12 protein-coding genes and 3 pseudogenes are annotated in these 11,169 nt (G+C 58.4%); 6 read left to right on the forward strand and 9 right to left on the reverse strand.

Features of this window, described 5'->3' with window-relative positions; all coding sequences use genetic code 11:
• The 4 genes and pseudogenes from BLR34_RS15925 to BLR34_RS17670 form a co-directional block, all read right to left on the reverse strand.
• A partial coding sequence (locus BLR34_RS15925; protein WP_143414198.1) for a type B DNA-directed DNA polymerase occupies positions 1–1,270 on the reverse strand: 1,270 nt, incomplete at its 3' end.
• Positions 1,271–1,525: 255 nt separating this feature from the next.
• Positions 1,526–2,221, reverse strand: a complete 696-nt coding sequence (locus tag BLR34_RS15930) for a nucleotidyltransferase domain-containing protein (protein WP_092704821.1) — start codon at positions 2,219–2,221, stop codon at positions 1,526–1,528.
• A 2-nt stretch (positions 2,222–2,223) separates the two neighbouring features.
• Entirely contained in the window at positions 2,224–2,889 is a 666-nt protein-coding gene (locus BLR34_RS15935; RefSeq protein WP_092704823.1) for an IclR family transcriptional regulator, read from the reverse strand.
• A gap of 221 nt (positions 2,890–3,110) precedes the next feature.
• Positions 3,111–3,242: pseudogene (locus BLR34_RS17670) on the reverse strand (transcriptional regulator); the annotation flags it as partial.
• Between the two features lie 102 nt (positions 3,243–3,344).
• On the opposite strand from BLR34_RS17670, the gene BLR34_RS15940 reads away from it, so the two are divergent.
• Positions 3,345–4,559 (forward strand): RNA-guided endonuclease InsQ/TnpB family protein, encoded by a 1,215-nt coding sequence (locus BLR34_RS15940; RefSeq protein WP_092704826.1) that lies wholly within the window; start codon positions 3,345–3,347, stop codon positions 4,557–4,559.
• A gap of 22 nt (positions 4,560–4,581) precedes the next feature.
• On the opposite strand, the pseudogene BLR34_RS15945 reads toward BLR34_RS15940, so the two are convergent.
• A pseudogene (locus BLR34_RS15945) lies at positions 4,582–4,908 on the reverse strand (HVO_A0114 family putative DNA-binding protein); the annotation flags it as partial.
• Positions 4,909–4,941: 33 nt separating this feature from the next.
• A pseudogene (locus BLR34_RS15950) lies at positions 4,942–5,257 on the reverse strand (toxin-antitoxin system TumE family protein).
• A gap of 225 nt (positions 5,258–5,482) precedes the next feature.
• Here BLR34_RS15950 and BLR34_RS15955 point away from each other — a divergent pair.
• The 4 genes from BLR34_RS15955 to BLR34_RS15970 all read left to right on the forward strand — a co-directional run bounded on the left by BLR34_RS15955 (position 5,483) and on the right by BLR34_RS15970 (position 7,591).
• Positions 5,483–6,001, forward strand: a complete 519-nt coding sequence (locus BLR34_RS15955) for a DUF7342 family protein (protein WP_092704828.1) — start codon at positions 5,483–5,485, stop codon at positions 5,999–6,001.
• An 89-nt stretch (positions 6,002–6,090) separates the two neighbouring features.
• The gene (locus BLR34_RS15960) at positions 6,091–6,435 is read left to right on the forward strand and encodes a toxin-antitoxin system TumE family protein (protein ID WP_176765361.1); all 345 of its coding nucleotides are present in this window, start codon (positions 6,091–6,093) and stop codon (positions 6,433–6,435) included.
• 65 nt (positions 6,436–6,500) lie between these two features.
• Entirely contained in the window at positions 6,501–7,112 is a 612-nt protein-coding gene (locus BLR34_RS15965; RefSeq protein WP_218120923.1) for a winged helix-turn-helix domain-containing protein, read from the forward strand.
• Positions 7,109–7,591: a toxin-antitoxin system TumE family protein gene (locus tag BLR34_RS15970; RefSeq protein WP_092704832.1), complete on the forward strand. Its 483-nt coding sequence runs from the start codon at positions 7,109–7,111 to the stop codon at positions 7,589–7,591. Before BLR34_RS15965 ends, BLR34_RS15970 begins: the two co-directional genes overlap by 4 nt.
• Positions 7,592–7,670: 79 nt before the next feature.
• Here BLR34_RS15970 and BLR34_RS15975 read toward each other — a convergent pair whose 3' ends face one another.
• From BLR34_RS15975 to BLR34_RS15985, 3 genes are read right to left on the reverse strand one after another with little or no spacing between them, the layout of a single operon-like run.
• A complete protein-coding gene (locus tag BLR34_RS15975) occupies positions 7,671–8,315 on the reverse strand; it encodes a ribonuclease H-like domain-containing protein (RefSeq protein WP_092704834.1) in 645 nt (214 codons plus the stop codon).
• Complete coding sequence (locus tag BLR34_RS15980) at positions 8,312–8,632, reverse strand: DUF8156 family protein (RefSeq protein WP_092704836.1); 321 nt, start codon at positions 8,630–8,632, stop codon at positions 8,312–8,314. Before BLR34_RS15980 ends, BLR34_RS15975 begins: the two co-directional genes overlap by 4 nt.
• Positions 8,633–8,634: 2 nt before the next feature.
• On the reverse strand, positions 8,635–9,468 hold the full coding sequence (locus BLR34_RS15985; RefSeq protein ID WP_092704840.1) for a hypothetical protein: 834 nt from the start codon (positions 9,466–9,468) through the stop codon (positions 8,635–8,637).
• Between the two features lie 482 nt (positions 9,469–9,950).
• Between BLR34_RS15985 and BLR34_RS15990 the strand changes: the two genes are divergently transcribed.
• The coding region (locus tag BLR34_RS15990; protein ID WP_245683249.1) for an RNA-guided endonuclease InsQ/TnpB family protein at positions 9,951–11,169 on the forward strand (1,219 nt) is incomplete at its 3' end.

Genomic DNA, 11,169 nt, shown 5'->3' on the forward strand with positions numbered 1-11,169 from the left:
CCTCGAGTTCCGCCAGGTGGTCCTCGTCGGGGGCGTCTCGTTCCTTCTCGCGACGGATGGCCGCCTTGATCTCGTCGCGAGCGTCGATGATCGGCTGTAGCACGTCGACGAGGTAGCCCCGGTCGTCGCAGATCGAGTACCCGAGGCCGGGGACATCCTCCCTGTCGCTGTGGCAGTCACACCGGATGACATCCGGTGAGACGTTCCGGGTACAGATGATGTTCGGGTACAACGAGGAGAAGTCGAGTTCGTGAACGTTCTCGTGGAGGCCGACCTCGGGCGCGAAGATGAAGCCGCCGCGGTCGGCGTCGTGGAGCGTCCCCATCGGCTTGTAAAACTCGTGGCGCCAGGAGTTCCACGGGACGAGAACGCCGCGGTCGTAGGCCTCGCAGATCTGGATCGCGGTGAGAACGTTCCCGATCGACGCCCACGCGAGCTCCTGGATGGGCTTTTTCGAGCGCGACACGAGGTCGAGGACGCCGTCGAGGTTCGTCTCCCCGTAGAAGAACGTGTTCGACTCGTCGATGATCGCCCGGCCAGGCACGTTGTACCGTGCCGGCGAGTGGCCGACGCGACCGTAGCTCGAGTACGTCGACCGGCTTGCGAGCTGCTGATAGTCGACGTCCGGTCCCCGACTCAGTGAGAAGTCGTCGACGCCGGACTCGGTCGCCATTTCGTGGAGGGTCGAGACGATCTCGCTCGTTGAGCAGACGAGGATGTCCGGATCGTGTGCGTCGACCGCTGCCTGGACGGCGGTCAAGAGCTCCGAGGGCGAGCCAGTGACGGTGTCGCCAGCGACGGACAGCTCCCCATAGATGTCGTTGCTCGTTTCGGTCACCGGGACGCTGAGTCGGAGCGTCGACACCTCGCTTGCCGGTGTCGGATCGACGCCGGTCTCCAGACAGTACCGGAACTCTCGCGAGAAGTCCACGTTGAAACAGGCGAGATCCCCGACTGGATAGTCCGGCAGCTGGCGCGCTTGCCGAGCGAGTGGGGTGACGCTGTCGATATGGGCGACGTCGACAGCGAGAACGGTCTCCTTGTCCCGTCGAAAGCCAGGCCGTCGCGCAACCGTCTCGGTCGCGACGACGTCCGGGTGCTGGTCGTACACCGACTGGAGCGTCGTGAGATCGAGGTCGGCATCAGGGTCGCGAGCGGCGACGTAGAATCGCGGTGTGTAGTCATCTCGTTCTGTTGCGACGGCCCCGTCGGCAGTTGCCTCCCACTCCAGGACGCGACCCCCGTCCAGAAAGTCGATGGTGAACGGCATCTGTTGTTCAACAATCCACACGAGATCCGGATATCCGATAAGCTACGGCGTGTCCCTTCCGGGTTTCAGAAACAGGTATCGAGAACATGAACGATACCGTGTTCCGTCCAATTTGTTCGTATTCGTCTGTTTCCGGAATGATTTCCGGGATATCTCAAGCCATTATTAACCAACAGATACGGGTCAGCCAGACTTGATGTTGGTTAAACTACCGATGGATGTCGCCCTCTACTGGTATTTGGGATACTGTTGGCATCAGTCCAGCTGTCGGTCGAGGAATGAAACGAGGGCATCGATGTCTTCTGGTGACGCGGCAGACTTGCCAAACAGACTCTTGAATCGGTGGTCGAGTCCACCCTCTTCGACGAACTTTTTCGCCTCATTGAGTTGTGATTGGAGTACTTCTTCGTCGCCTCGGTAGAGATGTGATTCAACCTTCTGGAAGTCTATCTCTGGCACCATCGCCAGAACGTCCGCGAGGTCCGTCTCTCTGGCGCTATGGAGCTTTGCAGCGACCAGAATTTCACCGTCAGCGGCTCTTGCTGTCGTTGACTTTGACCCACCTGAGATCGTCGTCACGGTACTGTGATTCCGTAAGTATTCGAAGGACCACTCTGCCTCTGTCTGACGACATCCTAAGCCATTCACGAGAACGTCAACTCCGATCGGATGAACCAGCCCTTCTGTCCGTCCGAATAGCTCTATTTCACGATTATAGATCGTTTCTTCGGGTAGGACTTCGAGTTCGTCCGTTCGTTCGAAGTTGTGCTCCTCGAGAAAGTCAACGAGTTCGTCATAGTCCTCCGGGGCGATGACAAGATCCAGATCGGTCGAGAACCGAGTCTCGAACTGACTAATCGCGTAGCCCCCGACCAAGACGAAGGGGATCTCCGATTGTTCGAGGTCGTCGAGGATGTCGATGAGTGCCTCGCTGCGTTCTTCGTGACTCATGATCAGGCCGGCTCCATCCGGTAATCGGCGTCGATTTCGACCTCTTCATACATCTGTCCGAGCATGTCCAATGCCGATTGGAAGGTGGCATAGTGGTCCCGAGCAAACTCGACGGTCTCCTGCAGGGGGATCACTGGGCGACCATCGACGGTGTCTGCTGCAACCGTCGCACACGACCTGAGGACGAACTGAATCGACTGGTCGATTTCATCAGCGGGTTGTCGCTCTTGTGCGACTGGAATACCGAAGCGCTCGAAGAACTGCTTCCATTCCTTGAGGTCCGTCTCGGCAACCATGATGAACAACGGGTAGTTATCGGGATCGCGCGCAACTTGATAGCCGCCACGCGTCCAGATATAGACCGCATCAATCGAGGTATAGGCAAACTCCAGTCCGGCGAACTGTGGGAGTACGTACGCCTCTGGAATTGATGGAGGGACCACACCCGCCGAGGCAGCGAGAAACGAGAGCCCAGCTTCGCGAACCGTGGGGTCGACTCCAGTGAGGCCTCGATCGTATTCCACGTAGCCCTCGTCCTCGAGTGCGTTGACGACCCGGCGGATCGTTTCCCGATTTTCGTCGATTTTGCGGGCGACGCCGGATATCGAATCGCCGGGATCGATCGCCAACAGCGTTTTGAGCGCTTTTTCAGAACAGGGCGTGAACATAGCTTCTCTTACAATTACACAAAAATATGCAACAATATAGTTCTTTACCTTTGTGCGGCCTGCCAAGGCTCCCGATTTGATGGAGCGGAGATCAAAATGTGCTGTTGTCACAGGCTCTGGAACTCAGCATAGCCGTCTCACGCAACGGGATCGAGCGAGCGCATCGTGAGATGTGACTTCTGAGGAGTATCGTTTATGTGGGTCTCCCCACAAGGTCGTCGCTATGCGCTAACCGGTCCCTCATCCCCATCGATATCGTTGATGAGCGGGTAGTCGATGTGCATCTCGATCCGGTCGAACGGGACAATGGGTTGCATTGCCCCGCCGGGGCCGCCTTCTTTCAGTTCAAATAGGTATCAAGGCGGATTCCCCGCCCCACCGTGGGCGGGGTTGAAGCCGACACTCGCTGCCACAAACCACTATCTATTAAGTGCCTATACCTTCTATTGAAACTCGTGGGAGACGACTACCTGAGACGTACCGCAATCACTCGTCCCATCCTCACCGACGAGCAACAGGACTTGCTCGACGCCACCATCAGCGAGTGGAAAGATGCCTGCAACATCAGCAGTCGAATCGGATGGGACGCAGGTGAGACGCGGAAAACCTACCTCCAAGACCTCGCCTATGACACGGTGGTGGAAGAGACACGTCTCGGGAGTCAGCACGCAATTCTCGCCACCCATCAGGCCGCAGCCGCGCTCGATGGTGTCGAAGCAATCGAAGACCTTGACGAACACTACAAAACGTCCCGCCCGGAGTTCACCAGTAACACGGTGAAATACGACACGCGAACGATGACGCTGTTCGATGACGAGTCTGTATCGCTCTCCACCGTCGAGGGCCGGATTCGGTGTGGCCTGAACCTTCCCGACGAAGACGGGTATCAATACGAATACCTCAACGATGACGAGTGGGAAGTAACAGAATCTACGCTGTCAAAGCGTGATGGCGAATACTACCTGCACCTTGGGTTTCGCAAAGACAAGCCCGAGAAACAGGTCGAAATACAGGATGACGACGAGGACAGGACAGTTCTCGGCGTTGACCTCGGCATCGTCAACATCGCCACCACCAGTACAGCGTACTTCGCCTCCGGCAGAGAGCTTCGACACCAGCATCGAGAGTTCGAGCGGATCCGCGGCAACCTTCAGCAGACCGGGACACAATCCGCCCATCGGACGATTCAGCAGATGAGTGGGAGGGAGTCACGGTATCTCCGTGACGAACTCCATCAAGTCGCTAACCAGATTCTCAAAGAAGCACGGATGCACGACTGCGAGTACATCGCGTTCGAGAATCTAAAGCACATCCGAGAGCGTGCGCCGCCCGTGAAAGAGTTCCATCAGTGGGCACACCGCCAGCTCGTTGACCTTGTGAAGTATAAAGCCGAAGCCGAAGGGATTTGCGTTGAGTTTGTCAGTCCGAGGAACACGAGCCGTCGGTGTCCTGAGTGTGGGCACACGAGCGAGGGGAATCGCGTCAGTCAGGCAGAGTTTGAGTGTGAGTCGTGCGGGGCAACTCAGAATGCAGATTACGTGGGTGCGAAAAACGTTGGATGGCGGTACGTCCGTCGCGGCCTACAGTCGTCTCGGCGGACGGGCGACAGTCAACTCGCCCTCAAGTCAGGAACCGTGACGCCGAACCGGGGATTCGTCCCGTCCGACTAACTGTCGGTAGAGGCCGAGTTCACTGACAAGCCCCGCGCCACCGTGCGCGGGGCAGTTGACGAATCCCCAGCGTTTCCAAGTGCTTCAGATCTGAATGGACGTCGGACACATCACGGTCGACGAGACGTGCGGCCTCCCGCATACTTTCGGGTGCGTGTTCGGCGATCGCCTGAATGAGTTCCAGGCGGAGCGGGGTGAGGCTGTCGACGAGGTCGTCGTAGGTTCCGAACTGGAGTGTCGCCGCCCCGTCCTGGTCGTTGAGCGTGTCCGTCTCGGCGGCGTGGACGAACTGGAGTGCGTCCTCACGGACCTGTTCTCGGTCGCCAACGGTGATGTGGAGCGTGGTCATTTTTGGAGTGTCGTGGTGGCGGGTGGTGTGCGGTCAGTACGGCCGCGGCGGATCGCCGCCGACGGCCTCCCAGTACTCGTCTGCGCTCGCCCAGAAGTCGACGAGTAGTTCCTCCATCCCGGGGAACGTGACGTCGTCGACGTCGCCAGCGGCGGTGTGATGTTCGTGCCCCTTCGTATCTTCGTGGGCGTTATCGAACCGGACGAGCGTGAGGTCTTCGAGGGTGCCCAGATGGAGCGTGTACTTCCAGCCCGATGGGTAGGTCTCGGTCGCCTCAGTTGGTCGGAGTACGACGTTCTCGACGAGCCCAGCTTCGACGTGTGTACTGGAAGACCGACTCTTTGGCCATCCTTTATGTGTTGGGAAGTCGCCAAACATCATAAGACCAGAGGCGGTTCGTCGAGGGGCATCTCACGAATGTCGGTCCGAATTCGGCGTCGAATCCCCTGAGAGGTTGCTTGTTGACCAGACGAGTGAGCAAACTCGGTAGGGTCGGATACCTGATAATGAGAATATAAAAGAATATATTTTGGTCGGAGAAAGAAATATGTGGTTTTAGCCCGTTGGTCGAAGTATGTCAGACGACGCTCGCCGCGACGGCCCACCCCCATTCGACCGGCCATTCGACGGCGAAGACACGAAACAGCGCGTGTACGGCGCGGTCCTCCATGCGCGGGAGCCGATGACCGCCGCCGAGATTGCCGAGCGTGCAGACTGCTCCGAAGAGTCCGCACGAACGCATTTGTCCTTCTACACTGACCTTGGCATCGTCATCTATCACGATGGTCGTCCAGCTCGATACGAGCGCAACGACGACTACTTCGAGTGGCGGCGAATGAACGAACTGGCGAACGAACACACCGTCGAAGAACTACAGGCCCGGGTCTCGGAGCTCACCGACCAAATCAAAGCATACCGCGCGGAGTACGACGCTGACTCGCCCGGTGACGTTGATGTTCTCGACTACGACGCCGAGAACGTTGATGATGTGTATGCGGACCTCGGGGACTGGGCGACCGCGGTTGAGGAACGACGACTCCACGAGCGCGCCCGCCAGGAGGCAACTAGCTCGACAGCGCCATCGCACGGCTGACGATGGTGCCGGCAGACGACGGCGCGAGTCCTGCGCCACTAGACCGAGCGGTGTTAGAGCATATGCGGTCGCGGTTTGCTGGCCGTCGGATGTTCGAATCAGTGGATCTCATCGAGGAGGAGAAACTGTATCTCGGTGTCGAACTCGCCGGTGATTACTACCCGGGCGATGCGTCTGCTCGATTTGAGATTCGATGGTATCGCAACGACGACTTCACCGTTCACTATCAAGAAGAGCGCCAAGAGAGCGTGTGGAAGTGTCGCTGGGACCGCCACCCCAGCAGTCACAACGAACGAGATCACTTCCATCCGCCACCGGACGCCAGTCGCACCAACGCAGACGACGCACAGTGGCCTCACGACCATCGTGACGTCTGCCAGCTCGTCCTCGAGTACGTCGAAGAGCGAATTGAAACGCTGTGGGAACGGCAGTAAGCAGCCAAGCGAACAAAATACTGCCCCACAGATTATTATACTCTCCTAGCGTTGTTTGGCATATCATGTCCGAAGAGATGGCCCCGGCCGGTCGAATGATTCCAGATGGAGGGACCGAACACCGCGACGTAAACGATGTCGTCGAAGAAGAATGGATTGAGGAGACGACGCCGTTTGAACGAGTGTACGAAATCATTCGTACTACCTACAACCCTGCGTCCGCCGGCGAGATCGCCGACCGCGCCCGCGTCTCGGCAACAACGGCGCGAAAGCACCTGCGAACGCTCGAAAGCGCTGGCGAAGTGACGACCTCCCAAGACGGGCAGACGACGTGTTACCGGCGATCGGAAACGGCGATTGTCACCGAACATGCACAGTCGCTGCTCGCGGAACTGTCCCCCGAAGAGATCGCGTCCGGTATTGCTGATATGAAGGCACAGATACAGGAGTGGCGTGAGGAGTATGGTGTCGATTCACCCGAAGAATTCGCCCGTGAACGAGACGTCGACGACGTTGACAACGACTACGGTGCCTTCCTCACGGAATGGCAAACGACGCGACGCAACCTCGCACTCGCACAAGCAACACTCGCAATCGCTGAAGCAAGCAACACTGGCCACCTGACTGGCACAGATACCGACGAGGAGGGCGATAGCGATCCATCCATCGTCGTATGACCAGCGACGAGACTCCTTCTCAACAGTCTCGGTCGGTCGAGCAATCCGAGGTATTTGGGCCGATTGACGCCGGGGCGTTGCGTGAGATTCGCGACCTGATCATGGAGCAGGAACCGCTGGCCGAGACAGCATCACTAGACGACCCGTTGAACCCTCAGACACTCTCGGTCGAACTGTCCGATGGAGTCGGTGCAGCGTCAACCGCTCGAATCGACATCCGGCGGAGTCTAACCGGAAACTATGCGATCCACTACACGGACGACCGAAATCAGAATTTCCGGTTCGATTGCCACCCGAAACCGGACGCGCCGAGACGACACTTCCATCCCCCACCCGACGCTCCGAGTCGTCCCGTTGAGGAATCCTGTATTGCTGTGGCCGAGACCGGCCTCGTGACGCGAGCGATTCTCCAACGATGGCGATACGCTCACGCTCACGAGACGTTCAAAGGAACCAACGACGCTGAGAACCCGCCGTAGCCGACTCCTTGACCGTAGGCGTGTACTCCTTGTCCCAGTGGCGGGGGACTCGTGGTTTCGGAACGGATACAACTAGCCCTCAGACGATCGGTTCGAGCGATTTCATCGAGAAATCCGATTTTGAACAGTACCGTTCCGCGAGCTCCATCAACGCTCGAGTTCGTCGAATATCGGCGACGTTGTGAGTGATGAGTGGCTCGTAGGCTCCTTCCTCCCATGCGGTGACTGCCTCGCTACTGTCGGTGAATGGATCCAGTTCGTTCAATCCGGCGCCGATCAGTTCCTCGTAGACGCCACTCAGTGTGTCTTCACTCGTATTGAAGCGTGTCTCGAAGACATCCATCACATCGACGTATGGCAGCGTGCCAAACGGCCACTCGAGCCCGTGCGTACAGAGCCGTGTGCGAAGGAACGGGAGGTCGAATCCTCCGTTCCACCGCTCACCGTTGTATGCGACGAGCTTTGCATCTCGTTGGGTGAGTGTCGACGTGACGAACGTCGCTAGTTCGTTCAGGAGTTCCTGTTCGCTGTCGTGGAGTGAGAGCTGTACCGGTGTCTGGAGGGCGTCGTTGAGCCGATCTGCGAGGCCTGTTTGTGGTGCCGTTCCGGTATGGAGAAACACTCGCGACGAGACCGCCGAGTCGAACCCAACTACTGTGAGTTCATCATCGGCATGAAATCCCGTCGTTTCGATATCGAAGGCAATCGTCGTCAACTCCGTCATTCCGAACCCCCAGTGTTACCTTCGGCGGACGATTGCTGCTGTTCGACCACGGTTTCCGAAAGCCGTTGCTCAAGCTCTGATAGGCGTTCCTCGTGGTCGTCGAGGCGGTTTTCCTGTTCGAGATCGATGCTGAGCAGCGCTGGCAGCAGCGGGTTCTGGTGGTTCAACAGCCCGCTCGCGTCGGCGTGCCCGCGGGCGTACTCGAACAGCCGGTCGAATCGCGGCTGGTCGCGACGCCGTAGTGCTCGGCGGAACTCTCCCCAGCGCTCTTCGATTGCCCGCAGTGCATCACGGTACGTCGGGTTCGTGCGCCCCATCGCTATCGGCCTCCTGTCCCGGTCGCGGTCCACGCATCGAGCAAGGGGTCCGCAGTGGTCGCCACCGTCTCATCGTCAGCTGTGACGCCCGTTCCGACGCCCTCCGGGGTCGGCGTCGACGGCGTCGTCGGTTCCACGCCGACCTGCGTGGCGCGAGCCGCGAGAAGCTGCCGCCAGTACGCGAACGTCGTCTGGTAGTACGCGCCGTCGTCGACGGGATAGACGAGCGTCTCGAAGTCCTCGCCGACGACCCGTGGCCCCATCCGGGTCTGCTCGCACTCCAAGTGGTGGTCGGCGACCGTCGCGATTGATTCGGTGAATTCGTTTCGTTCGTTTCGCGTAACGAGCACCGGGATGTCGTACCCCTCGGCGTAGGTTGCCAACCGGGCGAGAGTTCGGGCTTGGAGGGTTTTTGCGTGAGTCTCGCCAAGGGTATCGTCGACGCGGTACTGGGCGTCGACGGCCGGCGCGACGATGAGAGCGGGTGTGTGGGGAGAGGTACCCTCGTCACGACTTGGTGCCCTTCGACCGGCTGCCCCGGAATCGGCGGTGGACGACTGGATTGCCTTGTTCACCACTGTTGGGAGATCACAGATGGCGCCGTAGTGCTGGTAGACGGTGAATCCGCGTGCGACGTGGATTCGGTTGAGCAACCGTTGGCTGGGCGCGATCTGAGCGAGTGTCGTCGTCGTCGCGTGACCATTTGCGTCGACCCAGAAGGCGGGCCCGTCGTGCAGGAGGAGATGGTCGAGTACGAGCGACTGCAGGATTGGGACGCCGCGGCCTCCCTCGACGTCGAGCAGCGTGATGCCGTCGTCGAGCTGTGGCAGCAGCATCTCGTCCGTATTCGGATCGGTCTGGTCAGCGAGGGACCGATTGCGGTCAGCTCCCCGTGTCGGCTGGTCCACCGCCAATCGGTTCGACGTTGAGTGTTCTCCCATATTCGCATAGAGGTCTACATTCCCGATAAGCCGCGGCGTGGCGCTTCCGCGTTTCAGGGAAGGAACGAGACAGTGGGTTACTCGTCCTCAGTCGGCGAGTTTCTGCGGACCATGATCTGTTTCCAAGAACGTTTCCAGAACCAGACTATCCCGGTGCCGCTCAATTAACCAACATTCCGCGATTCTCGGTGGCTGTTTGTTGGTTAAGGGTGGCTGCTGGCGAGGCTCCTGTGCGACAACGTTGAAGATGCTTCCACCCGAACTTCTCCACTCTCTCGTCGCGGTTCTCTCAAGGGTGAAACCGACGCCGGCTTCCACTTTCACTTTGCTTGGCCCGAACTTTTGAACGAAGGCGACGTAGTGGGAAACACGTCAGAATGACACTCGAGCAGGCTCTTGTGAAGACACTGGACTTTCAGCTCGACATCCAGAGTAACAACGAGAGTCTGCTGTACGATGCCACGCTCGAAGCACGGTCGGTGTATAACGAAACTATCCAACTCGCAAAAGACGGTCTAGACTGGGACAAGATTCCGAATCGCGTAGTTGACGACGCTGATCTCGTGAAGAATACGACGCAGTGTGTCGTCGCTAAAGCACTCGGTGCGATGGAGAATTACTACGAGTATGACGACTTTGGCCTACCCAGTCACACCAAGAACGGCGCATACCCACTCCGAGCAAACTACGAGGAGGGGTACAACCTATCGCTCACTGACGATGGCAACGTCGCTTTCCGCATCAGCGCGAAGCCGTACAAACACGTCAAGGGCGTGCTCAAAGGGAGTGACGAGCACCTCAGCATTCTCAAGACTGCGCTCACAAGCACGGAGTGGAAGATTGGGACGGCAGAAGCCCTGTTCCACAACGATACCTCCGAGCTGCATGTCAATGTTACCAATACCGAGCAAACCGTTCGGGACAAGCAGAATTCACGGACTGTTGTCGGTGTAGACGTGAACGAGGACAATGTAGCCCTCACTGCACTCTCAGAAGATGGGGTCGAGGACACGCTCGTCATCGATTTCCCCGAAATCAAGTTCGAGCGTCACCGCTACTTCACGATTCGGAAGCGCGTCCAGAACGCAGGGAAGCTGAGCGTTCACGACACACTAGGAGATCAGGAAGAACGGTTTGTCCGCGACCGACTCCACAAAGTGTCCCGACACATCGTGGAATGGAGCCGGCAGTTCGAGAACCCGTGCATCGTCTTTGAAGACCTCAAAGAGATGCGCGACAGTATCGACTATGGCACGCGGATGAACCGGCGCTTACATCACCTTCCATTTCGTGCCCTTCAGTCCTATACGTCGTACAAGGCGGCGTTCGAGGGTATCCCGACTGGATGGATTAACCCGTACAAGACGAGCCAGCGATGCCCGATATGTGGGCACGCCGAGCGAGCGAACCGCAACAAGAAACGGTTCAAGTGCCGATCGTGTTCTCATCAAGACCACGCGGACCGCAGTGCAAGCGTCAACATCGCTGTGAAGGGTATCAAGTGCTCTATTGAAAATGCGGGACGGGAGTCGGATCATAGCGTTTTGGCGAGTTTCTTGAGATTGTTGAGCGCGAACAGGAGGACGATCTCACGGA

The organism is Halovenus aranensis (assembly GCF_900100385.1).
Classification (GTDB): Archaea; Halobacteriota; Halobacteria; order Halobacteriales; family Haloarculaceae; genus Halovenus; species Halovenus aranensis.